Source organism: Streptomyces sp. NPDC047525, assembly GCF_040643025.1.
Lineage (GTDB): Bacteria > Actinomycetota > Actinomycetes > Streptomycetales > Streptomycetaceae > Streptomyces > Streptomyces durmitorensis.
Map to the genome: position 1 here is coordinate 180,541 of NZ_JBEYTL010000011.1, position 24,849 is coordinate 205,389.

24 protein-coding genes and 1 tRNA gene are annotated in these 24,849 nt (G+C 71.2%); 14 read left to right on the forward strand and 11 right to left on the reverse strand.

The window, feature by feature from the left end; all coding sequences use genetic code 11:
* Positions 1-40: 40 nt before the first annotated feature.
* From ABZ833_RS30020 to ABZ833_RS30045, 6 genes are all read right to left on the reverse strand, one after another.
* A complete protein-coding gene (locus ABZ833_RS30020) occupies positions 41-373 on the reverse strand; it encodes a DUF202 domain-containing protein (RefSeq protein ID WP_361052798.1) in 333 nt (110 codons plus the stop codon).
* Positions 370-762, reverse strand: coding sequence for a DUF202 domain-containing protein (locus tag ABZ833_RS30025; RefSeq protein WP_361052801.1), 393 nt, complete (start codon positions 760-762; stop codon positions 370-372). The genes ABZ833_RS30020 and ABZ833_RS30025 overlap by 4 nt, the downstream gene beginning before the upstream one ends.
* 20 nt (positions 763-782) lie before the next feature.
* Entirely contained in the window at positions 783-1,319 is a 537-nt protein-coding gene (locus ABZ833_RS30030) for an NUDIX domain-containing protein (protein WP_361052804.1), read from the reverse strand.
* A 35-nt stretch (positions 1,320-1,354) separates the two neighbouring features.
* On the reverse strand, positions 1,355-2,149 hold the full coding sequence (locus ABZ833_RS30035) for a glucose 1-dehydrogenase (RefSeq protein ID WP_361052807.1): 795 nt from the start codon (positions 2,147-2,149) through the stop codon (positions 1,355-1,357).
* Positions 2,146-2,781, reverse strand: coding sequence for a helix-turn-helix domain-containing protein (locus ABZ833_RS30040; RefSeq protein ID WP_361052810.1), 636 nt, complete (start codon positions 2,779-2,781; stop codon positions 2,146-2,148). The genes ABZ833_RS30035 and ABZ833_RS30040 overlap by 4 nt, the downstream gene beginning before the upstream one ends.
* A gap of 125 nt (positions 2,782-2,906) precedes the next feature.
* On the reverse strand, positions 2,907-3,797 hold the full coding sequence (locus tag ABZ833_RS30045) for a DMT family transporter (protein WP_361053030.1): 891 nt from the start codon (positions 3,795-3,797) through the stop codon (positions 2,907-2,909).
* A 190-nt stretch (positions 3,798-3,987) separates the two neighbouring features.
* Between ABZ833_RS30045 and ABZ833_RS30050 the strand changes: the two genes are divergently transcribed.
* The 5 genes from ABZ833_RS30050 (at position 3,988) to ABZ833_RS30070 (ending at position 9,871) form a co-directional block, all read left to right on the forward strand.
* The gene (locus tag ABZ833_RS30050) at positions 3,988-5,643 is read left to right on the forward strand and encodes an FAD-binding dehydrogenase (protein WP_361052813.1); all 1,656 of its coding nucleotides are present in this window, start codon (positions 3,988-3,990) and stop codon (positions 5,641-5,643) included.
* Positions 5,644-5,854: 211 nt separating this feature from the next.
* Positions 5,855-6,814: a hypothetical protein gene (locus tag ABZ833_RS30055; RefSeq protein WP_361052816.1), complete on the forward strand. Its 960-nt coding sequence runs from the start codon at positions 5,855-5,857 to the stop codon at positions 6,812-6,814.
* Between the two features lie 41 nt (positions 6,815-6,855).
* Entirely contained in the window at positions 6,856-8,436 is a 1,581-nt protein-coding gene (locus ABZ833_RS30060; protein WP_361052819.1) for an APC family permease, read from the forward strand.
* Positions 8,437-8,625: 189 nt separating this feature from the next.
* Positions 8,626-9,291, forward strand: coding sequence for a molybdopterin-dependent oxidoreductase (locus ABZ833_RS30065; RefSeq protein WP_361053031.1), 666 nt, complete (start codon positions 8,626-8,628; stop codon positions 9,289-9,291).
* Positions 9,263-9,871, forward strand: a complete 609-nt coding sequence (locus tag ABZ833_RS30070; protein ID WP_361052822.1) for a cytochrome b/b6 domain-containing protein — start codon at positions 9,263-9,265, stop codon at positions 9,869-9,871. Before ABZ833_RS30065 ends, ABZ833_RS30070 begins: the two co-directional genes overlap by 29 nt.
* A 119-nt stretch (positions 9,872-9,990) precedes the next feature.
* Here the strand turns inward: ABZ833_RS30070 and ABZ833_RS30075 are convergent, their stop codons facing one another.
* Positions 9,991-11,388 (reverse strand): gluconate:H+ symporter, encoded by a 1,398-nt coding sequence (locus ABZ833_RS30075; protein ID WP_361052825.1) that lies wholly within the window; start codon positions 11,386-11,388, stop codon positions 9,991-9,993.
* Positions 11,389-11,447: 59 nt separating this feature from the next.
* On the reverse strand, positions 11,448-11,957 hold the full coding sequence (locus ABZ833_RS30080; protein ID WP_361052828.1) for a gluconokinase: 510 nt from the start codon (positions 11,955-11,957) through the stop codon (positions 11,448-11,450).
* A gap of 172 nt (positions 11,958-12,129) precedes the next feature.
* Between ABZ833_RS30080 and ABZ833_RS30085 the strand changes: the two genes are divergently transcribed.
* Together ABZ833_RS30085 and ABZ833_RS30090 are read left to right on the forward strand one after the other, a co-directional pair.
* Positions 12,130-12,831, forward strand: a complete 702-nt coding sequence (locus tag ABZ833_RS30085) for an FCD domain-containing protein (RefSeq protein WP_361052831.1) — start codon at positions 12,130-12,132, stop codon at positions 12,829-12,831.
* A 59-nt stretch (positions 12,832-12,890) separates the two neighbouring features.
* A complete protein-coding gene (locus tag ABZ833_RS30090) occupies positions 12,891-13,298 on the forward strand; it encodes a YchJ family protein (protein ID WP_361052834.1) in 408 nt (135 codons plus the stop codon).
* 57 nt (positions 13,299-13,355) lie between these two features.
* Here ABZ833_RS30090 and ABZ833_RS30095 read toward each other — a convergent pair whose 3' ends face one another.
* Both ABZ833_RS30095 and ABZ833_RS30100 read right to left on the reverse strand, forming a co-directional pair.
* Entirely contained in the window at positions 13,356-13,877 is a 522-nt protein-coding gene (locus tag ABZ833_RS30095; RefSeq protein ID WP_361052837.1) for a putative immunity protein, read from the reverse strand.
* 42 nt (positions 13,878-13,919) lie between these two features.
* Positions 13,920-15,197 (reverse strand): lipase family protein, encoded by a 1,278-nt coding sequence (locus tag ABZ833_RS30100; RefSeq protein WP_361052840.1) that lies wholly within the window; start codon positions 15,195-15,197, stop codon positions 13,920-13,922.
* A gap of 411 nt (positions 15,198-15,608) precedes the next feature.
* On the opposite strand from ABZ833_RS30100, the gene ABZ833_RS30105 reads away from it, so the two are divergent.
* From ABZ833_RS30105 to ABZ833_RS30130, 6 genes are all read left to right on the forward strand, one after another.
* Positions 15,609-18,485 (forward strand): peroxidase family protein, encoded by a 2,877-nt coding sequence (locus tag ABZ833_RS30105; protein ID WP_361052843.1) that lies wholly within the window; start codon positions 15,609-15,611, stop codon positions 18,483-18,485.
* On the forward strand, positions 18,472-19,869 hold the full coding sequence (locus ABZ833_RS30110) for a hypothetical protein (RefSeq protein WP_361052846.1): 1,398 nt from the start codon (positions 18,472-18,474) through the stop codon (positions 19,867-19,869). The genes ABZ833_RS30105 and ABZ833_RS30110 overlap by 14 nt, the downstream gene beginning before the upstream one ends.
* A gap of 266 nt (positions 19,870-20,135) precedes the next feature.
* The gene (locus tag ABZ833_RS30115) at positions 20,136-21,662 is read left to right on the forward strand and encodes an ATP-binding protein (RefSeq protein WP_361052849.1); all 1,527 of its coding nucleotides are present in this window, start codon (positions 20,136-20,138) and stop codon (positions 21,660-21,662) included.
* A gap of 4 nt (positions 21,663-21,666) precedes the next feature.
* The gene (locus ABZ833_RS30120; protein ID WP_361052851.1) at positions 21,667-22,077 is read left to right on the forward strand and encodes a roadblock/LC7 domain-containing protein; all 411 of its coding nucleotides are present in this window, start codon (positions 21,667-21,669) and stop codon (positions 22,075-22,077) included.
* Complete coding sequence (locus ABZ833_RS30125; RefSeq protein ID WP_361052854.1) at positions 22,074-22,466, forward strand: DUF742 domain-containing protein; 393 nt, start codon at positions 22,074-22,076, stop codon at positions 22,464-22,466. Before ABZ833_RS30120 ends, ABZ833_RS30125 begins: the two co-directional genes overlap by 4 nt.
* Positions 22,447-23,070 (forward strand): ATP/GTP-binding protein, encoded by a 624-nt coding sequence (locus ABZ833_RS30130; protein ID WP_361052857.1) that lies wholly within the window; start codon positions 22,447-22,449, stop codon positions 23,068-23,070. The genes ABZ833_RS30125 and ABZ833_RS30130 overlap by 20 nt, the downstream gene beginning before the upstream one ends.
* A 60-nt stretch (positions 23,071-23,130) precedes the next feature.
* Here the strand turns inward: ABZ833_RS30130 and ABZ833_RS30135 are convergent.
* Positions 23,131-23,215 (reverse strand) — tRNA-Leu (locus ABZ833_RS30135).
* Positions 23,216-23,396: 181 nt separating this feature from the next.
* On the opposite strand from ABZ833_RS30135, the gene ABZ833_RS30140 reads away from it, so the two are divergent.
* Positions 23,397-24,749, forward strand: coding sequence for a M20/M25/M40 family metallo-hydrolase (locus ABZ833_RS30140; protein ID WP_361052860.1), 1,353 nt, complete (start codon positions 23,397-23,399; stop codon positions 24,747-24,749).
* Positions 24,750-24,849: the final 100 nt, after the last annotated feature.

Consider the following 24,849-nt stretch of genomic DNA (forward strand, 5'->3'; position numbering starts at 1 on the left):
CTTCGCGCACTGAGGACGGGCCTTCGCGCGGGAGTGCCCGTCAGAACACCATGGCCGTCGCGCACGCCGCGAGCGCCATCGTGCACAGCGCGGCCGTCGCCGCGGCCCGCGCCGAGAGCCGCCGCGGTCTGCTGGTGGCGGCGAGCTCGGTCATCCTGTGGTGCGCCACGCCCAGGAAGCCCAGCCACAGGAGCAGGCACAGGGCGCAGGCGACGACGGCCACCGCGGTGGTTCCCTCCTGGAGCGCGGCCCGCGCCGCAAGGACCGCCGCGACGGTGCAGGACAGCGTCGTACGCCGCCACGCGAGCCTCGTACGCTCCGGCTGGAGCCCCGGATCGCGCTCGGGCACCCGGACCTCGTCCCGGTCCGTCACCCCTCCCACCCGAAGAGCACGACGACGACCATGGCGAGCGCCACGACCGCGACGGCCAGGCTCAGGACGGTCGGGAAGCGCGAGACCGGCAGATCGTCGCCGCGCCGCATGGCCCGCTCGCAGCGCACCCAGTGGTTGACCGCACGCAACGAGCTGAGCACACCCGCGGCGAGCAGGGCGAGCGCGAGCCCGATGCGCCAGCCCCAGCGCAGGTCAGGCAGGAACTGGTCCACCGCGAAACCGCCGCCGATGAGGGCCAGCGCGGTGCGCAGCCAGGCGAGGAAGGTGCGTTCGTTGGCGAGCGAGAAGCGGTAGTCGGGGGTGTCGCCCTCGTCGCGGATCCGCTCGGGCGCGAACCACAGGCGCAGGCTCTGTACGAAGTTGCTCACTCGCCGCACCCTAACCCGCCCTAACCCGCACGGAACTCCCGCAGCCGCTCGTACGCCGCGAGCCCGTCCGGCACCCACGCCCACTCGCCGAGCCGCTGCTCCAGCTCCGCGTCGGTGAGGAAGGCGTGCCAGGCGACCTCCTCGACCTGAGGGTTCACGGGCAGGTCGCAGCGCACTTCGTAGAGGTACGACCACCAGCTGTGCCCCGCGCCGTCCTCGTACAGGAACTTGAACAGCGGTGTGGGGCGCGGGAGTCCATGGACCCCGAGCTCCTCCTCCGCCTCGCGCAGGGCGGCGTCGTCGTAGGACTCGCCGGCCCCGACGACACCGCCGACGAACATGTCGTACATCGAGGGGAAGACCAGCTTGACCGGCGTGCGCCGGTGCACGAAGACACGGCCGTCGGCGTCCCGCGCCTGGATGAACACGCAGCGGTGGCGCAGGCCTCGCGCGTACGCCTCGCCGCGCGGGGCCTCGCCGACGACCTCGTCGTTCTCGTCGACGATGGCCAGGATCTCTTCGCGGGGGTCGGGCACGGGCCGGCTGTTCGTCGTCATGCCGGCCATCCAACCTCACCGCGGAGCGGCCGGTCTCACTGCCCCATGACGTACTTCACGGTGGGTCCGGCGGTCCAGCCGCCGTCGACGGCGAGCTCGGCGCCGGTCACGTACGAAGCGGCGTCCGAGAGCAGGAAGACCATGGCGCCCGCGATCTCGTGCGGCTCGCCGACCCGGCCCATCGGGGTGTTGGGGTACTTGCCCTCACCCTTCTCGATGCCCACCTGCGCGGTCATCGGGGTGTACGTCATGCCCGGGTGGACGGAGTTGACGCGGATGCGCGCGGTGCCGAGCTCCACGGCCCCGATCTTCGTGAGGCCGCGGACGCCCCACTTGGAGGCGCCGTAACCGGCGGTGAGCGCGAGGCCCATGAGCCCGGCCGCCGACGAGATGTTGACGATGGACCCGCCGCCGGCCTCCTTCATGGCCGGGATGACGCTCTTCATGCCGATGAAGACGCCGGTGAGGTTGATGTCGAGGACCTTGCGGAAGTGCTCGACCGACTCCGACTCGAGGAACTGGCCCGTGGATATGCCGGCGTTGTTGACCAGGCCGTGGATCCCGCCGAACTCGGTGACCGCGAGCTCCACGACGCGCTGCCAGTCCTCCTGCGAGGTCACGTCGTGGTGCGCGAAGCGGGCGCGCTCGCCGAGTTCGGCGGCGGTGGCCTTGCCCTCGGCGTCGAGCACGTCGGTGAGGACGACGTTCGCACCGGCGGCGACCGCCTGGCGCGCGGCCTCGGCGCCCAGGCCGCGGGCGGCGCCGGTGATGACGACGGTCCTGCCGGTGAGGTCGTGCGGGTTCGATCCGGTCACGTGCGATTCGGTCATGGCATGTCTCCCAGTGCGGGTCGAGGGGCTTGCAGCAGAGCTGTGGTGGTCTCGACGAGGTCGGCGGTGAAGAGGGCCTCGTCGGTCAGAGGGGTGGTGCCGGCCAGGTACTGACCCGCGCGGTCGGCCATGGCGGCGCCGATGAGGGTGAGGGCCAGGTCGAGGCGTTCGAGCCGCAGCGGCTCCGGGAGCGCGGTGAGGCAGCTCTCGACGCGTCCGATCAGATCCCAGTAGACGGTGCCGTCGATGGTGGGGTGCGGGGTGCGGGTGCGTACGCCGCTCTCGTGGCTGAGCTGGGTGGAGATGCGCAGGCAGCGGCGGCCCCGCTCGGTGCGCAGCTCCGTGGCTTCGGCGGCCACGAGGGCGCGCAGCAGGCCGCGGAGCCCGTCGTCGTCGGCCCGCGCGAGCTCCGCGGTGAGCACTTTCTCCGTACGGGTCTGGCGCTCGGCCATGACGGCGTCCAGGAGGCCTGCCCGGCTGCTGAAGTGGTACTGCACCGCGGAGGGGTTGCTCTGCCCGGCGAGCCGGACTATGTCGCGCAGCTGCGCGCCGTGCACGCCCTGCGCGGCGAACACTTCCTCGCCCGCGCGGATGAGCTTCTCCCGGGTCTCGGGTCCTGAGGTCCTCGGCATGGGATCACTGTAATGCCGGACATTAATAAAAGGCGAGGGGGTGCACTTTCAGCCCGTCCGGCGTTTGAGGACGAACTCGGCGGAGCCGGTGACCGGCGGCGACCAAGGCCCCCGCGCCAGCCCCGTCATTCCACCGCCCGCACCGGTAATCGCCCCCCGGCCCTCGGCATCGCGGGGTGCAGCCCCAGGAGCACGATTCCGCCCACGATGGCCGCGAGGCCCGTCGCCTGCCAGGCCAGTGCCCCCGCGTCCATCCGCAGCTGATCCCCCAGGAAACCCACCCCGCACACGATCCCCGCCAACGGCTGCGCGGCGGTCAGCGCGGGCAGCGACATGCGCAGCGGCGCCGTCTCGAACGCGCTCTGCACCAGGAGCAGCCCGGTCACCCCGAGCACAAGCACCGCGTACGGCTGCCACCCCGTGAACAGCGCGACCCACCCTTCCTCGGAGAGCCGCTTCCCGCTCACCCGGGTCAGCGCGTCCTGCACGCCGTACAGCAGCCCCGCCGCCACCCCCAGCAGCACGGGCCCGGCGGTGAACCGGTGCCTGGACCCCTTCGCGTACACCGTGAGGAGCATGGCGGTGCCCACCACCACGCCGATGATCAGCCACTGCCGCAGCGGATCGGACTCGGAGTCCCCGCCCCGCGGCTCGCCCGCCACGATGAACGCGGTGACCCCGCCCGCCAGCAGCGCGAGCCCCGCCCAGCCCTGTCGCCCCAGGGGCTGCTTGGTCCGGTGGCGGGAGAGCACGAGGGCGAAGATCAGGTTCGTGGCCAGGAGCGGCTCCACCAGCGACACCTCGCCCTGGCCGAGCGCGAGCGCGCCGAGGACCATGCCGCACACCATGAGGCCGATCCCGCCGAGCCACTCCGGCACCCGCACCAGGTCGAGCAGCAGCCGCGGCGAGAGGAAGTCGCTCAGGGGCGCGCGCTGCGCCGCGTCCTGCTGGAACACGAAACCGAAGCCCAGGCAGCAGGCGGCCGAGACGGAGAGGACGAGGACCAGGACCGACACGTCGTACCTCAAGACGGGGGACGGGCTCGAGGCGGGGCAGAAGGCAGGATTTGGGCGGCTACCCGGCCGACGATAGCCCTACCCGGGGCCCTCCGCTCCGCGAGTCACCCGCGCGGGACGGTTGACGCCGGTCACTTCGCTGCCCAGGATCTGACTCACCAGTAAGCCCCTGCTTAGGAGGAACCCCCCGATGGCCTACGACGCAGACGTCATCGTGATCGGCGCGGGCCTCGCAGGCCTCGCGGCCACCGCGGAACTCGTCGACGCGGGCCGCCGGGTCATCCTCCTCGACCAGGAGCCCGAGCAGTCGCTCGGCGGCCAGGCGCACTGGTCCTTCGGCGGGCTCTTCTTCGTCGACTCCCCGGAGCAGCGCAGGCTCCGCATCAAGGACTCGCACGCCCTGGCCCTCCAGGACTGGATGGGCACGGCCGCGTTCGACCGCCCCGAGGACCACTGGCCGCGCAAGTGGGCCGAGGCGTACGTCGACTTCGCCGCGGGCGAGAAGCGGTCCTGGCTGCACCGGCAGGGCGTGCGGTTCTTCCCCGTGGTCGGCTGGGCCGAGCGCGGCGGCTACGACGCGCAGGGCCACGGCAACTCCGTGCCCCGCTTCCACATCACCTGGGGCACGGGTCCCGGCCTCGTCGCCCCCTTCGAGCGCCGCGTCCGCGAAGGCGTCGCCCGCGGCCTCGTCCAGATCAAGTTCCGCCACCGGGTCTCGGGGCTCTCCCGCAGCGCGGGCAGCGTCGACACCGTCACCGGTGAGGTCCTCGAACCCTCCGACGTCGAACGCGGCAAGGCCAGCAGCCGCGAGGTCACCGGGTCCTTCGAGTTCAGGGCCCAGGCGGTGATCGTCACCTCCGGCGGCATCGGCGGCAACCACGACCTCGTGCGCGCCAACTGGCCCGAGCGGCTCGGCACCCCGCCACAGCGGATGGTCTCCGGCGTGCCCGCGCACGTCGACGGACGGATGCTCGGCATCACCGAGGAGGCCGGGGCGCGCCTCATCAACCGCGACCGCATGTGGCACTACACCGAGGGCATCCAGAACTGGAACCCCATCTGGGACAACCACGGCATCCGCATCCTGCCGGGCCCCTCCTCGCTCTGGCTCGACGCGCGCGGCGACCGTCTTCCCGTGCCGCTCTTCCCCGGCTTCGACACCCTCGGCACGCTCGAACACATCATGAAGTCCGGGTACGAGTACACGTGGTTCGTGCTCAACCAGCGCATCATCGGCAAGGAGTTCACGCTCAGCGGCTCCGAGCAGAACCCCGACCTCACCGGCAAGTCCGTGCGCGGCGTCATCGACCGGGCGCGCGCCGACGTGGCCGCCCCCGTCAAGGCGTTCATGGACAACGGCGCGGACTTCGTCGTGGAGAAGGACCTCTCCTCCCTCGTGCGCGGCATGAACGCGCTCACCAAGGAGCCCCTCATCGACGAGGCCGCGCTGCGCCGCACGATCACCGCGCGCGACCGCGAGATCGCCAATCCCTTCACCAAGGACCTCCAGGTCACCGCGATCCACGGCGCCCGCAAGTTCCTCGGCGACCGGCTCATCAGGGCCGCGGCCCCGCACCGCATCCTCGACCCCAAGGCGGGCCCGCTCGTCGCGGTGCGGCTCAACATCCTCACCCGCAAGACCCTCGGCGGCCTGGAGACCGACCTGTCGTCGCGCGTCCTGACCGAGGGCGGCGAACCGCTTCCCGGTGTGTACGCGGCGGGGGAGGCCGCCGGGTTCGGCGGCGGGGGAGTGCACGGCTACCGCTCGCTCGAAGGCACGTTCCTCGGCGGCTGTCTCTTCTCGGGGCGCGCGGCGGGCCGTGCGGCCGCCAAGTCGGTGAGCTGAAGGGGGCGTTCGTCGCATCGCTGCATGATCGTCGCCGCTTGTCCGAATCGTGTCCTTGCGGGCAACCCCGCAGGTCGGGGATGAAGTCTGCGGATTCTGAAACGAGTTGGTGAAGGGCCCTGGCGTGGGCAGACCTTGACTGGAGGGCTGCCTACCGCTTTGCTGTGCGTGATCATCCGCACGCGAGCCGCGCCGGGGAGGAAGTCCCGCGGTGTCACCACCCCCACCCCCCTTGGGCCGTTCCCGCAAGCGAGCGGCCTACGCCTTCGACCCCGCACTCGACGACGCCGAACTCGCCGATGCCCGCACCGCTCTGACCCAGGGACGCTGGACCGAGGTCCGCGCGCTGCTCGCCGCGACCGGCGACGACTGGGACCGCAGGGGCCACCGGTTCGACGTACTCGCGCAGGAGCACACCACCACCGCCTGGGCCGGTGACTGGCGGCTCGCCGAGCCGGAGAGCACCGATGCCGTGCTGCTGCTCGCCCATGCCTCCGTGCACCTCGCGCTGCGTGGCAAGGGGCGCTCGGAGAAGGCGCGGGACGCCTGCCGCGAAGCGGCCGCGCTGCTGCCCGCGGACCCCACGCCGTGGCTCGCGCTGCTCACCCTGGAGCGTTCCCTGGGCCGCGAGGAGGACGTCGTACGGCTCTTCGACGAGGTCCGCCACCGGCACCCCGAGCACCACCATGCCCACCACCTGATGGTGGCAAGGCTCGCCGAGCGGCGCCCCGCCGCGGGCCAGGACCCGCTGCACGAGGTGTACGACTTCGCCGCCTGGGCGGCCGAACAGGCGCCCACGGACTCGCCGTTGGCGGTCCTGCCCGTCATCGCGCACGCCGAGCGCTACCGCGTCCTCGCCGCCGCGGGCAGCGAGCCCGTGAACCCGGCGGCCTCCGAGCACTGGACGGGACGCCGGGCACGCCAGGTCATGAAGGCCGCCTTCGACTGGTGGCTGGAGTGGGAGATGCCCGGGAACAGGTCCCACCCCCGCGGCCGCGTCGACCTCAACTTCCTCGCCCACGCCAAGTTCTGCGAGGGCCGGGCGGCCGAGTCGGCCGCCCTCTTCCACCGCATCGGGCGGCACGCGACCCGAGCACCCTGGTCGTACCCGGACCGGGACCCGTACAAGGCGTTCACCGCCGCGCGCAGCGCCGCGCTCGGCTCCGCCTGACCCACCGCACCAACCGGCCCACTCGAAAGGACAACCGCGCCATGGCGACGGGCAGTTCGAGCAGCACGAGCGACACGAGACCCGCGGGCAAGGCCGCCGGGAGCGCCGCCGACGGCAGCGGGATCAGCACGTACAAGGGTCAGGAGACGGCCCTGCGCGCCGGCCGGCTCGGCACGGCGGGTCTCCTCCTGTCCGTGCTCGCGGCGACCGGACCGCTCATGGTCGTCGCCGGTGTCATGCCCACCACATACGGCGTGATGGGCGTGGTCGGACAGCCGCTGCTGTTCCTGATCCTCGGCGTGGTCCTCGGCCTGTTCAGCTTCGGCTACGCCGAGATGAGCCGCCACGTACACAACGCGGGTGCCTTCTACGCGTACATATCGAGGGGCCTGGGCGGCACCGCGGGCGCGGGTGCGTCGCTGGTCGCGCTCGTCGCCTACAGCGTCCTGCAGGCGGGCCTCTACGGCCTCCTCGGCTTCGAGGTCTCCGGGCTGCTCCACACCTACTTCGACGTCGAAGTCGCCTGGTGGATACCGGCACTCGTCACCGTCGCCGTCGTCGCCGTGCTCGCCTGGCTGAAGATCGACCTGAACGCGCGCGTGCTCGGCGTGCTGCTGCTCATCGAGGTGGCGCTCGTCGTCATCTTCGACATCGCGGCCATCGCGGACCCGGCCAAGGAAGGCCTGTCCCTGCACGCGTTCAACCCGGACACCCTCACCGGCGCGGGCGTCGCCACCTCGCTCTGCTTCTGCATCGCCGCCTTCACCGGCTTCGAGCAGGCTCCCGTGTACGCGGAGGAGACCGACCGTCCGCAGGTCGTCGTCGCCCGCGTGATGTTCTTCGCCGTCGGCTTCGTCGCGATCTTCTTCGCGATCAGCTCCTGGGCGCTCACGGTCGCCGCGGGCCCCTCCGGCATCGTCCCGGCCGCACAGGAACAGAGCGCGGGGCTGCTCTTCGGGCTCACCGAGTCCCGGCTCGGCGGAACCTTCACCGACGTACTCCATGTCCTGTTCGTGACCGGCATGTTCGCGGCGATCCTCTCCTTCCACAACGTGGTCGCGCGGTACGCCTTCGCCATGGGCCGCGAGGGTCTGCTGCCCGCCACGTTCGGCAGGACCAACACCTCGACCGGCGCACCCGGCACCGGCTCCCTGCTCCAGACGGTCATCTCCGTCCTGGTCGTGGTGGCCTTCGCGGTCACCGACGACGGCGAGTTCGGCGACCCGACCGCCCCGGTCCTGCACCTGTTCACCTGGGGCGGCAACATCGGCGCCCTGGGCGTCATCCTCCTGATGGCCACGGCGTCCGTCGCGGTCATCGTCTTCTTCGTACGCCGAGGGGCCGCGCGAGCCCAGGCCTGGCGCATCACCGCGTCCGCCCTCGCCGCGGTCGGCCTGCTCGTCATCGCGGGCTACACCGTCAAGGACTTCGACGTCCTGGTCGGCGCGGGCCCCGGCTCGGCGCTCAGCTGGGCGCTGCCCGGCATCATCCTGCTCGCCGCCGTGATCGGCCTGGTCTACGGCGCCATCCTGCGCTCGACCAAGCCGGAGGCGCACGCGCGGATCGGCCTCGGCAACGAGGCGTTCCAGCTGGAGAAGGCGGCGAAGACCCCGGGCGAGTAGTCCGCACCCGGAGTGGTCCGCGTCCGAGTGGTCCGCGCCCGGATGTGACGGAACGCTGACGGACACCCGCGGCCCCTGTACCCCGGGGGCCGCGGGTGCTCGAATCAGAGGGTGACAACTCCCCGTCCGCACCGCCCCGAAGAGGACACCGGCACCGGCGCACCTGTCGGCCGCCGCCTGGTCCTCGGCATGCTCGGCCTGGGCGTCGCGGGGGTGGCCTTCGCGCCGCCGCTCCAGCGGGGCCTGGAATCCTTCCTGGGCGCCGCGTCCGACAAGGACCCCACGGGCCTGACGGACCTGCTCCCCAACGGCGGTGGCTTCCGCTACTACTCGGTGGCCGCGTCCGTCCCGCACAAGAGCGCGTCCGCCTACCGCCTGAAGATCGACGGCCTGGTGGACCGCCCCACGACGTACTCCCTGCCACGACTGCGCGTCCTGCCGCAGACCCGCCTGGTGCGCGACGTCCAGTGCGTGACGGGCTGGCGCGTGCCGAGCACACCCTTCGAGGGCGTACGCCTCTCCGCCCTCCTGGACGCGGCAGGGGTGCGGCCCACGGCCCGAGCCGTCCGCTTCACGTGCTTCGACGGGACGTACAGCGAGAGCCTGACGCTGAAACAGGCGCGGCGGGCCGACGTGCTGGTGGCCCTGCGCATGCAGGACAAGGACCTGGGCCACACCCACGGCGGCCCGGTCCGCCTCTATGTCGCCCCCATGTACTTCTACAAGTCGGCGAAGTGGCTCTCCGGGATCACGCTCACGGACGAGGTGGAGCCGGGGTACTGGGAGAAGCGCGGCTACGACGTCGACGCGTGGGTGGGTGATTCGAATGGCAGGGACGACGAGCCCACGACCTGAAGTGGCCGCGCGGGTGCGCAGGTTCAGCCCCGCGGAGCGCTGGGTGCACCGGGTGACGGCGCTTCTGATGGGGGTGTGTGTCGCGACCGCCGCGTGCCTGTACATCCCTCAGCTGGCCGAGCTCGTGGGGCGCCGCGCCCTTGTGGTGACCGTCCACGAATGGTCGGGCCTGCTGCTCCCGGCCCCGTTCCTGGCGGGCCTCGCGTCCCGTGCCTTCCGCGGCGACCTGCGCCTCCTGAACCGCTTCGGCCCGCACGACAGGGCCTGGCTGCGGCGGGGCGCCGCGCACCGGAAGGCGGGGAAGTTCAACGCGGGCCAGAAGCTGTACGCGGGCTGGCTCGCGGGGGCGGTCCTGGTGATGCTGGGCACGGGCCTGCTGATGTGGTTCACGCACCTCACCCCCCTGGCCTGGCGCACGGGAAGCACGTTCGTCCACGACTGGCTGGCACTGACCCTGGGCGTGGTGATCGCCGGGCACGTGGGGATGGCCTGGGCGGATCCGGAGGCGAGGCGGGGGATGAGGACCGGGTCGGTGGACCCGGAGTGGGCGGAACGGGAGCATCCGCTGTGGCGGAAGTAAAGGCAAAAAGCCGGCCGGGCCGGAAGTATCCAGCCCGGCCGGATGCTTCCAGCCCGTCCGGCGTTTGAGGACGAACTCGGCGAAGCCGGTGATGAGGGCAACCAAGGCCCCCGGCCCGGCTAAATCACAAGCGACAGCAACAGCACCAGACCACCCGCGACCACGGAGATGATCGTCTCCATGACCGACCAGGTCTTGATCGTCTGCCCGACGCTCAACCCGAAGTACTCCTTCACCAGCCAGAACCCCGCATCGTTCACGTGGGAGAAGAAGAGCGACCCGGCCCCGATGGCAAGCACCAGCAACGCGGTGTGCACGTCGGACATGTCCGCGGCCAGCGGAGCGACGAGCCCCGCGGCCGAGATGGTGGCCACCGTCGCCGACCCCGTGGCGAGACGGATCACCACGGCGATCAGCCACGCAAGCAGCAGCGCCGGAATCGACCAGTCCTTGGAGATGTCGAGGACCATCTGACCGACACCGGAGTCGATGAGGGTCTGCTTGAAGCCACCACCCGCACCGACGATCATCAGCACACCGGCGATCGGCGCGAGCGACTTCTCGACGGTGGTCGAGAGCCGGTCCTTGGTGAAGCCGGCCGCACGGCCCAGCGTGAACATGCCCACGATCACCGCGGCGAGCAGCGCGATCAGCGGCGAGCCGATGACGTCGAAGACCCGCTGAACCGTGTGCTCGGGGTTGTCGACGATGATGTCGACCAGGGCCTTGGCCAGCATCATCACGACGGGCAGCAGCACGGTCGCGACCGTCACGCCGAACCCGGGACGCTTCTCCAGGTCCTCCGAAGGACGCTGCGGCATCATCTTGTCCGGGGCGGGGACGTCCACCCACTTCGCCGCGTACTTCGAGAAGACGGGCCCGGCGATGATCACCGTCGGGATGGCGATGAGCACGCCGAGCGCCAGCGTGATGCCCAGGTTCGCGCCCACCGCGTCGATCGCGACCAGCGGACCGGGGTGCGGCGGGATGAGACCGTGCATCACGGACAGACCGGCCAGGGCCGGGATGCCGATCCGCATCAGCGAGTAGTTGCCGCGCTTGGCGACCATCAGGACGACCGGGATCAGCAGCACGATGCCGACCTCGAAGAAGAGCGGAAGCCCGATCACCGAGGCGATCAGGACCATCGCCCACGGCATCGAGCGCCCGCCCGCCTTGGCGAGGATCGTGTCGACGATCTGGTCGGCGCCGCCGGAGTCGGCGAGCAGCTTGCCCAGGATCGCGCCGAGCGCGATCAGCACACCCACGCCCGCGACCGTCGAGCCGAGACCCGTGGTGAAGCTGGCGATCGCCTTGTCGAGCGGGGCGCCCGCGAAGGCGCCGAGGGCGAGCGATCCGATGGTCAGGGCCAGGAACGCGTGCAGCTTGAACTTCGTGATGAGCAGGACGATGACGGCGATGCCCGCGAGGACGGCGATACCCAGCTGGGCGTGGCCAGCGGAGGTGATCGGCTCGACGGCGTCCGCTGCCAGCATCTCAACGCTGAGACTGGTCACGGTGTCTTCCTTGTACGTCAGGGGAGGGGGGTGCGGGGGGACGGGGGTTCTCGGGGGAACTACTGGTCGAGCGCGCCCAGGGCCCGGAAGGCCCGCTCGCTGATCTCTTCGGGGGTGCCGGTGACGTCGACCGCGACGCCCGCCTCGTCCGCGCCGAGCGGCTGAAGCGTGGCGAACTGCGAGTCGAGCAGGGCCGTCGGCATGAAGTGGCCCTGCCGGTGCGACATCCGGTCCTCGATGAGGGACCGGTCTCCGGTGAGGTGGACGAAGACGATGCCGGGCGCCTCGGCCCGCAGACGGTCGCGGTAGGAGCGCTTCAGCGCCGAGCTGCTGACCACACCGCCGAGCCCGGCCCTGCCGTGGGCCCAGGCGCCGATGGCATCGAGCCACGGCCAGCGGTCGTCGTCGGTCAGCGGGGTCCCGGCCGACATCTTGGCGATGTTCGCCGGGGGGTGGAAGTCGTCGCCCTCGGCGTAGGGAACGCCGAGCTGTGTCGCGAGCAGGGGGCCGATCGTTGTCTTGCCGGTTCCTGCCACGCCCATCACTACGACGACGTGGGGGGTGCTCATCGCTGTCCTGCCTCGCTGTCTTCTTCGACATCGGTCCGAGAACGAGCCACGGGACGGGGGAGACCCATGGCTCGTTCACGTCACTGAAACCCATTAGGTCTGACAAATTCAAGAGGCTGTGACGCAAAAGTCTGACTTTTTGTTCCCGAGGGTCCGCACATACCCTGACGTCATGACCGCACAGGCCCGTGGGCTGCACGCTCGCGTACTGGAAAGCCTCGGGCCCGCCATCACCGGCGGCGAGTACCCGCCGGGCAGCGTGCTGCGCACGGACGAGCTCTCCCAGCGGTTCGAGGTGTCACGCTCCGTCGTACGGGAGGTGGTGCGGGTCCTCGAATCGATGCACCTCGTCGAGTCCCGGCGCCGGGTCGGCGTGACGGTGCTGCCCACCGCGGAGTGGAACGTCTACGACCCGCAGGTCATCCGGTGGCGTCTCGCGGGCGCCGACCGGCCGCGCCAGCTGCGCTCCCTCACGGTCCTGCGCTCGGCGATCGAACCGGCCGCCGCGGGGCTCGCGGCCCAGCACGCCACCCCGGAGCAGTGCGCGGCCCTCACGGAGTGCGCCCTCGGCATGGTCGCCACCTCGCGGGGACAGCAGCTGGAGGGCTACCTCTTCCACGACATCAACTTCCACCGCATCGTCCTGAACGCGTCGGGCAACGAGATGTTCGCCCGTCTCGGCGACGTCGTCGCGGAGGTCCTCGCCGGCCGCACCCACCACCAGGTCATGTTCGAGGACCCGGACCCGGCGGCCGTCACCCTGCACGTCCGGCTCGCGGAGGCGGTGCGCGAGTCGGACGCGGTGCGGGCCGAGGAACTGACGCGGGAGATCGCCGTCGGGGCCCTGCACGAGCTGGACATCCTCGCCCCGTAGCGGATGGCCCCTTCGGGGCGCTCATTTTCGGCGTCTGCCCATCAGGGACAATGGCCCGCATGTCCCGACGCGCCACCCGCCCCCAGACCACCTCCTGCCCCTGCGGCCACCCCGAGCCGTACGAGAAGTGCTGCGGACGGCTGCACCGGGGCGAGGCCGCGGCCGCCGTGCCCGAGGAGCTGATGCGCTCCCGCTACTGCGCCTTCGCCGTCAAGGACGAGGCCTACCTCCTGCGCACCTGGCACCCGCGCACCCGGCCGCCACGCGTGGAGTTCGACCCCGGCCTGCGCTGGATCGGCCTGGAGATCCTGGACACGGCGGACGGCACTTCCTTCCACACCACCGGCACGGTCGAGTTCCGGGCCCGCTACACCGACGGCGGCCGCAAGGAAGCCCTGCGCGAGCGGAGCCGTTTCGAGCGGCTCGACGGGGCCTGGGTGTATGTCGACGGCGCCTTCATCGACTGACACTGGCTGACACCGACTGGCATCGACTGACCGCTCGGCTGTCCAGAGCCCCGTACCTCAGCTGCGCAGGGCCACGTCGAGCTCGTAGTAGAGCGTGTCGAGGCGGCTGCGCCCAAGGATGCGGGCCGGCATCCGCTTGACCAGCTCGCGCACGGCCGGCGATACGCGCTCGAGCGCCCACCGGAGCTCCTCGTCACCGACCTGGGGGCCTTCACCCGCGGCGAGTTCACGGGCGAGCGCCTGGTGGACCGCGGGTGCGAGGGCGTGCTTCGACTGGTGCGGGCTGGCCAGCGGGTGGATGTAGGGGGTCGCCGCCGCGTAGCAAGCGGCGCGGGCCGCGGCGGTGGCGGCCGGGTCGTCGACCTCGCGCGCTGCCGCGTGCGCCGCCCAGGAGAGCGAGCGCAGCCGCCCGGTCCGCTTCCCCTCGCGCACGTACTCCCGGATGCCCTCGATCGCCGCGCGGGGACGGCTGTCGGCGGGCGCCCGCGCCTCGAACAGCGGAAGCACCCGCTCGACGCAGTCGGCCGCCCAGAGCCCGAGAAGCCTGCGGTCTTCGTCGCTGATCGTCACCTCGTCCACCGGGACATCATGCCGCCCGGGGTGCTCCCTGTCGCCGCAGTTTCAGCGGACGTCCCCGTACTCGCTCATCACCCCCGGCGGAGCCAGCGCGTTCACGTAGTGCCCAGGGCCGTGGTCCTCGAAGGAGTACGTGAACGGGACGCTCCGGGTCAGCGCGAGCCGGGCCGCGAAGAACGCGAGGGGTGCCACCACCGCGAGCCCCGCGAGGCTGTCCATCTGCGGGTAGCGCGGGGCCGGATCACGCACCTCGACCCAGCCGGGCTCCTGGCCCGGCCCCCGCACCACATCCGCCAGGGCCCGCCCCACCGCCTTCGCCCTGCGCCCCGCCACGGCAGGCAGCCGCCCCCCGATCAGGTCACCCGGCAGGGACAGCGCCTCGATCGCCGCCTCGGCCACGAGCGTCAGGGCGCCGTCGACCGGGCCCCGCTGCCGCCGGTAGTGGAACTCGCGGCCGAAGGGCGTGTACGGCCCGACCGGGCGCGGCGGCAGCGAGGGCACCACATCGCGGTCGTAGATGTAGCGGATGAGCCGGTCGCGCAGCACGTGGACGCCCCGCGGATCGCAGGCCCGGTGGCAGGCACGGGCGAGCTCCGGTCCGCCGAGCATGGGCTGGCCGAAGGTGTAGACGGCCTTCAGGCGTTTTGCGACGGCGGCGTAGCGCGGCTCGTGGGCCAGCACGACGCCCATCAGCGCCGCCATCGCACCGCCGAGGCTGTGCCCGGTGATGTACAGCGCCTCCATGCCGTCGCCCACCGTGCCCTGCTCGTCGGGGTCGACCGACTCGCCGCGCAGCGCCCGCTCCAGGGCCTGCATGACCAGGTACCGCGAGGCCCGCATGTTGCGGTAGAAGCCCGCGTGCACGTCGTACAGCTCGCCGCCGAGGTCCACGTGGAGCGTCTCGGGGCGTACGTCGGCGTCGGTGAGGATGCTGATGATGTCCTCGGGCTGGGTGCCGCGGTAGCAGAGGATCACCACCCGCCGGTCCTTGTCCTGGAGCAGGTACGCCGCCGACGCGATGTAGAGCGCGCCCACCCGCTGTTCGAAGACCCGGCAGCGGTTCTCCTCCAGGCCGAGCCTGGCCATGATCATGGCGAGCGTCGCCGGGTCGGGGTCCTCCGGGGTGCCGGCGTAGGCGTACGCCGCGCAGGTCGCCAGGGCGTGCGGGACGACGCCGTCAGGATCGGGCTGTGCCTTGTCCTCCAACAACCGCTCCACCAGGTCCGGATAGACCGGGAAGCCCACCGCGGGGCCCGTTCCCGTGACGTCCTTGTACGGGCGCAGATCGGTGAAGGGCGGTGCCTTGGCGTGGTGGTCCCGCATGGTTCCCCCCGGGAACGGGCGCTGACGGCAAGGGAGTTGCGAGCACACCACCGGCCCGATCCGCAGTCAACTCGCGTGCTCCGGGCACTTGTTCACCCGTTGCGGACCGGCCATCGGCGCGCCTGGCCCCTGGGGTTGCTGTGAGAGGAGACCCCAGAGGGACAGCCGGACGATCACCCGCGCCGTGCCGCACGGCCGCCCCAGGGCGCCCGACGGGCCCAAATGCCGCCGCCCGCCTGCCTGTTCGACCTCCGCGCGCAGCCCCGCACATAGGCGGGAACCCGCGCTGCGGGGCTCCGGTGTCGCCAGTAGCGTCCTAGGCCCTGTCGGCAGACTCCCGCCTGCCCCGCGGCGTCTGACAGCAGGGCCGAGCCCCCCGTCCCGTACGCCTGCGTGCGAAGGAAGCGCCTGATGGCCGACACCGGACAGTACGAGCAGACCTACGAGCGCTACGCGGGCGGCAGCCCCGAGGCGGAGCACCGCCTCTTCGAGCGCCTGGCCCAAGAGATCATGAAGGTCCAGGCGAAGAACCGGCGGGCCGGCAGCGCCGGTTCTCTCGCGCGCACCCAGCACGCGAAACCCGCGCTCGGCGTGGAGAACGCCCGACTCACCATCCACGACGACGTGCCCGAGGCCCTGCGCGGCGGATTCGTCCAGCCGGGCGCCGACTATCCGGCGACCGTGCGGCTCTCCAACGCCAGCGGCACCCGCCAGCCCGACGCCGCGGCCGATCTGCGCGGCGTGGCCGTGCGCGTGACGGTGTCGGACGAGGAGAGCCACGACCTGCTCGCCACCAACTTCCCGGTGTCGCACGCCCGGGACGCCCGCGAGTTCGTCGCCTTCGCCAAGGCCATGGCGGGCGCGAACAGCCCGCTGCAGAAGGCCTTCGGCCTGTTCGTGAAGCTGCCGCTCGCCGTCGGCCTCTCCACCGCGACCCGGATGCGGCGCAACATCCAGGCCGCCACCCGGCACAAGGTCAACAGCCTCGCCAAGGAGACGTACTGGAGCCGCGGCGCCATCCTCTGGGGCGACGCGGGCCCGGTCCGCTATCTCCTGCGCCCCGTCGTGGGCAGCGCCCCCGAGCCGAAGCCCGAGCGCCGCGACCCCGGCTTCCTCCACCGCGAACTGGCGCACCGCCTCGTCACGTCGGACGTCGCCTTCGAGCTGTGCGTCCAGCGGTACGTCGACGAGCAGCGCACGCCCGTCGAGGACGGCTCCGTGGAGTGGAAGGACAACATCACGCCCGCGGTGCCCGTCGGACGCCTCACCGTGCCACGCCAGGACCTGGCCACCGCAGAGGCCATGGCGGCGGCCGGGCGGGTCGAGGAGCTCGCCTTCAACCCCTGGTACACGACCGACGACTTCCGCCCCCTCGGCAATCTCAACCGCGCCCGCAAGGCCGCGTACGAGGCGAGCGCCGCCCACCGCAAGGGCCTGCGCTTCAGCACCGAGGAGCCGCTGCGCAACACGGTGTTCGGCATCCCCGTCGGACGGTTCTTCGCCGCGCTCAACCGCTATGTGCCGTGGCACAGGCTGCCGGTGTCGGCGAGCCTGCTGAACCTGGTCTTCCTGCGCAAGGCGCTGCGGCGCCTCAACCTCATCGACACCGACGTCCACGAGGCACCGCCGAAGGCCGTCCCCGTGCCGGCGGGGGTCGACGAGCGGCTGCGCACCGCCCGGTCGTACGACGGGTCGTACAACGACCTCTCCGCGCCCTCCATGGGAGCCGTGGGCGCGGCCTTCGGACGCAACCTCGAGCCGGACTACCGGCCCGACCTCTTCGACACCCCGAACCCCGTCACCGTCAGCCGCCGGCTCCTGCAACGCGACACCTTCGTGCCGGCGACCTCGCTCAACATCCTGGCCGCCGCCTGGATCCAGTTCCAGGTCCACGACTGGGTCAACCACCGCCGCTACCCCGTCGGCGGCCAGGCCGTCGAGGTGCCGCTGCCGCCCGGCAGCACCTGGCACAACACCCCCGGCGGACCGCCCGAGAACGTGATGCGCTTCGCCGAGAACGAGGGCATCCAGCAGCCCGGCAACCAGCCCCCGATCCTCTTCGCCAACTCGGCATCGCACTGGTGGGACGGCTCCGAGGTGTACGGCGCGGACGAGCACACCGCGAAGTTCCTGCGCGAGGCAGGCGGCAGCGCCGACCTGCGCCTGGAGGACGGCCACCTGCCCGTCGGCCAGAACGGCATCCCGCTCACCGGCTTCAACGAGAGCTGGTGGCTCGGCCTCAGCGCGATGCACACGCTCTTCGCCCGCGAGCACAACGCGGTCTGCGCGGCCATGCGCCGCGAGTACCCGGCGATGAGCGAGGACAGCATCTACCACGCGGCGCGTCTGGTCGTCTCCGCCCTCATCGCCAAGATCCACACGGTGGAGTGGACCCCGGCGATCCTCGCCACCGAGGCCATCGACCTCGGCCTGCACACCAACTGGGAGGGCCCGCCGAACAACTGGCTGAACAAGCTCGGCCTGTGGCTCCTGGAGTCCCACTCCCTGACCGGCATCCCCAAGACGCTGCCGGACCACCACGCGGCGCCGTACTCCCTCACCGAGGACTTCGTCACCGTCTACCGCATGCACCCGCTGATCCCCGACGACTACGAGATGCGCGAGCACCACTTCGGGCAGCGCCTGGAGAGCCTGACCTTCCAGGACATCCAGGGCGGCGCCGCGGAGGCCGCCATCCGCAAGACGGGCCTCGCCGACACCCTCTACTCGTTCGGCATCGCCCACCCCGGCGCGATCACCCTGAACAACTTCCCGCGCGCGCTCCAGCGCTTCGAGCGCGACGGCGAGATCATCGACCTGTCGGTCGTCGACCTCGTCCGCACCCGCAGGCGGGGCGTGCCGCGCTACAACGACTTCCGCGCGGGCCTGCACAAGCCGCGCATCAGCCGCTTCGAGGAACTGAGCCAGGACCCCGAGACCGTCGCGCGCCTCAAGGACGTCTACGGCTCGGTCGACGAGATCGACACCGTGGTCGGCCTGTTCGCCGAGAACCCGCCGAACGGCTTCGGCTTCAGCGACACGGCCTTCCGCATCTTCATCCTGATGGCCACGCGCCGCCTGCAGAGCGACCGCTTCCTGACCGTCGACTACCGCCCCGAGATCTACACGCCGCTGGGCATCGAATGGGTCGAGAAGAGCGGCATGAAGTCCGTGATCCAGCGGCACGCCCCGGACCTCGCGGGTCTGCTGCCGCGCGACGCGAGCGCGTTCGCGCCGTGGCGGCAGGTGCAGCCGATGCGGGGCGGAGGCAGCGATGCCACCGAGTGAGGACGGGCCCGACGGCCGGGCGAACGGACACCACCCCGGGCTCGCCGACCTCTTCGTACGCCCCCTCCTGGAGACGGTCTGGCGCCGCCGCACCCACCGGGTGAGCCGCGGCGCCACCGTCCCCGCCGGATCGATGAGTTACGCGTCCAAGAACGCCCCGCAGCCGCTGACCGAGCTGGAGGAGGCGGTCCTGATCGCCCTCACCGGCTGCACCGGGCTCACGATGCCCGACCGCCCCTTCGAGGACCCGCGCGACGGCAAGCCGATCATGGCGAAGCCGAACCTGACCATGGCGGGGCGCACGGCGGGCAGCCCCGACAACGCGCAGGGCACGCACTTCTTCCTGATCAACGACACCGGCACGTACTACCTGAGGAAGCTGCCCCCGGCGCCGCAGGAGCCCTTCGACGACGTGACCCTGACCGCCCGTGCGCGGGAGTCCAAGGTCAAGGTCCTCGACCACCGCCTCGACGTGGCGGAGGGCCTGCGGGACTTCCCGGCCTACCTGGACTCGAACCGCTTCCTGTCCAATCTGCCGGGCACGACGGTCCTGTTCCCCGTGGTCGACCTGTCCCACCAGTACATCAACGCCCTGATGTACCTGCTCACCCAGCCGGACGGGGCGCGGCCCACGCTGGTGGACGACCGGAACTTCTACCGTCCCGCGGGCGTGAAGAAGTGGGTCAAGAACGGGTTCCTGAACGAGAAGCTGAAGCTGCCGCTCGGCGCGCTCGGCCCGCTCCGCACCCAGATCGAGGCGGACCTGCTGCTCCAGAACCTGATGCTGGTGGCCGAGGCGATGGGCCTGGGCGCCTGGATCCACGCCTCCATCAACCCCCAAATCGCCCTGGGCGACCCGAAGTTCTCCCGGGCCTACGGCCACATGCTCGGCTTCACCTTCGTCACCCCGCGCTGGCGCCCGGCCGACGTGTGGCGCTGGCACATCCCGCTCCCCAAGTACACGAACGTGCGCTCGCACCCGGTGGGCCTGAAGGCCCCGGACGGCGAGCAGCTGATCTCCGCGATGTGTCCGCCGGCGTTCGCGTCCATGTCCGACGCGGTGGACGCGGTGATCCGCGAGAAGTTCGGCCCCGGGGGCGTCTACGGCGACAAGGACGTCTTCAGCCGCATCTACCGGGAGGACTACGGCCAGCGCTATCTGGCCGAGGCGAGCGAGTACGAGGAGCGGGTGATCGAGTGCGCCCGCGACATCTGCACGTACATCCTGCGGACGCACCGCCGGTTCCCGGCGCACACGGACGCGATCCACGTCCCCGGGGTCTGGCTCCAGGCCCACCACGTGGAGGACGAGTACTACGACAAGTACTTCACCCAGGGCCTGACGCCGGCGCACCGTCGGCACAGTGGCCTGTGGGACGGCTGAGACCGCCGGTCCGAAGATCACCCATGCCCTGGATCGATCACCCACACGATTGATTTCCACCACGCTCCACCGGATAAGCTCCCCTGCAGCGCCGTGAGTTGACGCGATATCAGTTCGTCGCGCACCACGGCGCTTTCGCGCTGTCGCACGGGGGATCACGCAGGTGATCGAGGGGGTGCCGCCGCCACAGGGGGCACCGGCATGCGATGGGTGCGAGCCCTTGGTTGGGTTGTCCACTCTTCGATCGCGTTGGTTTGAGGATGCAGATGGAACTTGCCACTCCGCCGCCGGCGGCAGTCCGGGCGCCCGCGGCCTGGTACAGCTGGTGGCTGCTGCCGGCCGGCCTGGGCGGCGGCAGCCTCGCCGCCGTGGCCGCCGGCTCCGATCCGGCCCGAATACCCACCGCGGTCGCGGGCCTCGCGGCCGCCGCGGCCGCCGCCGCGTGTGTCCGCCTCCTGCTGCGCACACGGCAGGAGCTGGGGCGCGCGGCCGACGACGCGCACACCGCCCAGCTGAACCACTCCCAGCAGTGGCAGCAGCATGTCGCCGCCATCGAGCGGCGGTACGAGGGCGAACGCGCCGCCCACGAAGGCCACCAGGCCGAAGAGACCCATGCGTGGCAGTGGCGGCTCGACCAGCAGCAGGCCCTGGTGGCCCGCCTCGCGGACGAGTTCCTGCCCGCGGCCTTCGAAGGCCTGCGCGGCGGCGAGGCGATCGACGACGTCCTGCCCCTCGCGCTCGACCAAGAGGCCGAGATCTCACCGGAGTTCAGGCTGGAACTGCGCAAGGTCCTGCGGACAGGACTGATCGCCGTCGAGGAGGAGTTCAACCGCAGTACCTCCGCCGAGCAGGCCGTGATCAGCATCGGCAGCCGGATCCACGTGCTCACCGGGAAGATCCGCGGCCGGCTGCACGAGATGCAGGGCGAGCACGGCAGGAACCCGGCCGTCGCCCAGGGCCTGATGGAGCTCGACCAGGCGATCGGCCCCGCCGACTGTCTGGCCGCGAGCATCGGCGTGCTCGGCGGCACCGACCGCCCCGGACGCCAGTGGCAGGAGCCGCAGCGCCTGCTCGGTGTCGTACGCGGCGGCATCGGCCGCATCAAGGACTTCGACCGGGTCCAGGTGCGCCGGCTGCCCGAACTCGGCGTCGACGGCGGCCTGGTGGACCACCTCACCCTGATCTTCGCCCACCTCCTCGACAACGCCGCGCGCTACTCGCCCCTCACCGAGCCGGTCGTCGTGTCCGGCAAGGAGGTGCCCAACGGCGTCGGTATCGAGATCCAGGACGCGGGCAAGGGCCTGACCGACGAGAAGAAGCAGCAGGCGATGCGGACGCTGGAGGGCGCCGCGGCGGGCTCCGGCCTCGCCGGCCTCTCCGAGGACGCACACCTGGGCCTGCGCGTCGTCGGCACGCTCGCCCGCAAGTACGGCATCAAGGTCACCTTCGCCGACTCGCCCTGGCTTGGCACCTCGGTGGTCGTCGTCGTCCCGCACAAGTACTTCAGCCAGCTGCCGCCCGCGGAAGCCGCCCCCCGTTCCGAGGTGCCCGCCGCCCAGCGGGAACCGGCCCGTACCGCGGCCACCGCGGCCACCGCGGACGTCACGCCCGGCGGCCTGCCACGCCGCAGGAGCAAGCGCGCCGATTCCCCGAGGAGGGCCGCCTCCACGCCACAAACCGCGACGGGCACCGTGCCGCCCGCCCTGCCGCCGGACGCGTCCTTCACCGGCATGGCGGCCTTCGCCACCGCCGGACGAGACCCCGACGAGCCCCGCACCGAAGAGAGCGACTAGCCACATGACGCAACACGAATCCGACGTGAGCTGGGCGCTCCGCGACCTGACCGAGAGCATCCAGGAGATCCGCTTCGCCCTTGTCGCGTCGAGCGACGGCAAGGCCATCGCGGCGTACGGAGCCGACGACCCGGACGACGTGGACCGATTCGCCGCCGTGGTCGCGGGCCTGCAGGCGCTCGCGCAGCCCGTGGCGGACCAATTCCCCAAGTACGGCGGCCAGTTGCGCCTCGCGATGATCGAGGTCGACGGCGGGCACCTGTTCGTGGTGCGGGCCGGAGTCGAGACGTACCTCGGGGTCATCGCCAGGGAAGGGCTCGACCAGGGGCTGCTCGGACACCAGATGAGGGACCTCTCCCGCAGGATGGGCGAACTCCTCGGCACCACTCCGCGGCAGGAGGAGCAGCCTGGATGAGCGGCCCCCACCGGTCCGGCCCCCCACGGCCCACGGATCCGTCCGGTCTTGAGCGCTATTACGTGCTCACCGGCGGTCGCAGTGGTCCCGGCGGGCCGGCCGCCGGCCTCGACGTGGCGACCCTCGTCGTCTCCCGCTCCGCCTCCGCTCCCGCCCCCGGCATGCAGCACGAGCACGAGCAGATCGTGCGCTGGTGCCGGGACCCGCTGTCGGTGGCCGAGTTGAGCGCCCACCTCGGACTGCCATTCAACATTCTCGCGGTGCTCGTGGCCGACCTGCTGGAAGCAGGCCAGGTGGACGCCCGTGACCCCATCCCGGCTTCCACGCCCGGCCACGGGGCGGACACAGCGCTCCTCGAGGAGGTACTCAGTGGACTTCAACGGCTTTGACCGTCCGGACCGGCCGGCGCAGGCGGGCTCGCTGCCCGCCGGGAGCCGCTCGGTCAAGGTGATGATCGCCGGGGGCTTCGGCACCGGCAAGACGACCATGGTCCGCTCGGTGAGCGACATCAAGCCGCTCACCACCGAGGAGACCCTCACCCGGGCCAGCGTCGACGTCGACCACCTCGTCGGGGTGGCCGAGAAGAACGAGACCACCGTCAGCCTCGACTTCGGGCGGATCGGCCTGAACGAAGAGCTGGTGCTCTACCTGTTCGGCACCCCGGGCCAGGAGCGCTTCTGGTTCCTGTGGAACGGCCTGTTCAAGGGCGCCCTGGGGGCCGTCGTCCTGGTGGACACGCGGCGCCTCGCGTCCAGCTTCCGGGCGATCGAGGAGATGGAGCGCCAGGACGTGCCCTTCGTCATCGCCCTCAACGTCTTCCCGGACTCCCGTGAGCACCCCGTCGAGGAGATACGTGACGCGCTGGACATCCCCGATCACATACCGGTCGTCGCCTGCGACGCCAGGGACCGCACGTCGAGCCGCGACGTGCTCATCGCCCTGATCCGGCACCTCAAGGAGCGCTCGGCCCCCGCACTGGAAGCCGCCCGCTGACCACCGCAAAACAAAGAGCGGGCCAGGATTTCCTGGCCCGCTCTTCGCGGTGTATCTCTGTGTCCGAGGGGGGACTTGAACCCCCACGCCCGATAAAGGGCACTAGCACCTCAAGCTAGCGCGTCTGCCATTCCGCCACCCGGACCGGTGGTCTGTCGCGGTTTCCCGCGGCGACGTGGAAAACCATAGCAAACATTCGGGGGCCTTCGATCACACGGGCCAGGTGCGTGAACGGCGCGTGACGAGGGGTGCCCGGCCTTGGGTGTCGGGGGGTGGGCGCGGGAGGATGAGGAGGACCACCAGCAGCGATAGCGGGAGGAACCATCGTGAGCGAGTCGAGCAGGGCCGACAGGGCGGGCGAGGCGGACCGGTCCCGGCCCGTCACCGGTGAGGACGAGGTCGTCGACCTCTGCCGCGATCTGATCCGCATCGACACCAGCAACTACGGCGATCACTCGGGCCCGGGGGAGCGCAAGGCCGCCGAGTACGTCGCGGAGAAGCTCGCCGAGGTGGGACTCGAGCCGCAGATCTTCGAGTCGCACCCCGGCCGCGCCTCCACGGTGGCCCGCATCGAGGGCGAGGACCGCTCCCGGCCCGCGCTGCTCATCCACGGCCACACCGACGTCGTACCGGCGAACGCCCAGGACTGGACGCACCACCCCTTCTCCGGGGAGATCGCGGACGGCTGCGTGTGGGGCCGTGGCGCCGTCGACATGAAGGACATGGACGCGATGACCCTCGCGGTCGTCCGGGAACGCATGCGCACCGGCCGCAAGCCCCCGCGCGACATCGTGCTGTCCTTCATGGCCGACGAGGAGGCCGGCGGCACGTACGGCGCGCGGTACCTCGTCGACAACCACCCGGAGCTCTTCGAGGGCGTCACGGAGGCCATCAGCGAGGTCGGCGGCTTCTCCTTCCAGGTCAACGAGGACCTGCGGCTCTATCTCATCGAGACGGCTCAGAAGGGCATGCACTGGATGAAGCTGACCGTGGACGGCACCGCCGGGCACGGTTCGATGATCCACAAGGACAACGCCATCACCGAACTGTCCGCGGCCGTGGGCCGGCTCGGGCAGCACAAGTTCCCGGTGCGGGTGACCAAGACGCTGCGGCACTTCCTGGACGAGCTCGGCGACGCCCTGGGCACCGAGCTCGACCCCGAGAACATGGACGCGACGCTCGCCAAGCTCGGCGGCATCGCCAAGCTCATCGGCGCCTCCCTGCAGAACACCGCCAACCCGACCCAGCTGGGCGCGGGTTACAAGGTCAACGTCATCCCGGGGCAGGCGACGGCGCACGTCGACGGCCGCTTCCTGCCGGGGTTCGAGCAGGAGTTCCTCGCCGACCTGGACCGGATCCTCGGCCCGAACGTCAAGCGGACGGACGTGCACGCGGACAAGGCCCTGGAGACCACCTTCGACGGCGCGCTCGTCGACGCCATGCAGACGGCGCTCCAGGCCGAGGACCCGATCGCCCGCGCCGTTCCGTACATGCTCTCCGCGGGCACCGACGCCAAGTCCTTCGACGACCTCGGCATCCGCGGCTTCGGCTTCGCGCCGCTGAAGCTGCCGCCGGAGCTGGACTTCGCGGGCATGTTCCACGGCGTGGACGAGCGAGTGCCCGTGGACGGCCTCAAGTTCGGTGTGCGCGTGCTCGACCGGTTCATCGACGCGTCCTGAACGCCGGTGCACGCGCCCCTCGGTGACGCATTGCGTGCTGAAACGACACTCCAATAATCGTCAGCACGTACGTACTTGACTGAAAAGAGTGAAAGGGACC

Coding starts and splice junctions, on each gene's coding strand:
- ABZ833_RS30030 (WP_361052804.1), bottom strand. CDS start 1,319: ATGACGACGAACAGCCGGCCCGTGCCCGACCCCCGCGAAGAGATCCTG.
- ABZ833_RS30115 (WP_361052849.1), top strand. CDS start 20,136: ATGGAACTTGCCACTCCGCCGCCGGCGGCAGTCCGGGCGCCCGCGGCC.
- ABZ833_RS30090 (WP_361052834.1), top strand. CDS start 12,891: ATGTCCCGACGCGCCACCCGCCCCCAGACCACCTCCTGCCCCTGCGGC.
- ABZ833_RS30100 (WP_361052840.1), bottom strand. CDS start 15,197: ATGCGGGACCACCACGCCAAGGCACCGCCCTTCACCGATCTGCGCCCG.
- ABZ833_RS30060 (WP_361052819.1), top strand. CDS start 6,856: ATGGCGACGGGCAGTTCGAGCAGCACGAGCGACACGAGACCCGCGGGC.
- ABZ833_RS30035 (WP_361052807.1), bottom strand. CDS start 2,149: ATGACCGAATCGCACGTGACCGGATCGAACCCGCACGACCTCACCGGC.
- ABZ833_RS30050 (WP_361052813.1), top strand. CDS start 3,988: ATGGCCTACGACGCAGACGTCATCGTGATCGGCGCGGGCCTCGCAGGC.
- ABZ833_RS30120 (WP_361052851.1), top strand. CDS start 21,667: ATGACGCAACACGAATCCGACGTGAGCTGGGCGCTCCGCGACCTGACC.
- ABZ833_RS30040 (WP_361052810.1), bottom strand. CDS start 2,781: ATGCCGAGGACCTCAGGACCCGAGACCCGGGAGAAGCTCATCCGCGCG.
- ABZ833_RS30065 (WP_361053031.1), top strand. CDS start 8,626: ATGCTCGGCCTGGGCGTCGCGGGGGTGGCCTTCGCGCCGCCGCTCCAG.
- ABZ833_RS30105 (WP_361052843.1), top strand. CDS start 15,609: ATGGCCGACACCGGACAGTACGAGCAGACCTACGAGCGCTACGCGGGC.
- ABZ833_RS30085 (WP_361052831.1), top strand. CDS start 12,130: ATGACCGCACAGGCCCGTGGGCTGCACGCTCGCGTACTGGAAAGCCTC.
- ABZ833_RS30080 (WP_361052828.1), bottom strand. CDS start 11,957: ATGAGCACCCCCCACGTCGTCGTAGTGATGGGCGTGGCAGGAACCGGC.
- ABZ833_RS30070 (WP_361052822.1), top strand. CDS start 9,263: ATGGCAGGGACGACGAGCCCACGACCTGAAGTGGCCGCGCGGGTGCGC.
- ABZ833_RS30125 (WP_361052854.1), top strand. CDS start 22,074: ATGAGCGGCCCCCACCGGTCCGGCCCCCCACGGCCCACGGATCCGTCC.
- ABZ833_RS30110 (WP_361052846.1), top strand. CDS start 18,472: ATGCCACCGAGTGAGGACGGGCCCGACGGCCGGGCGAACGGACACCAC.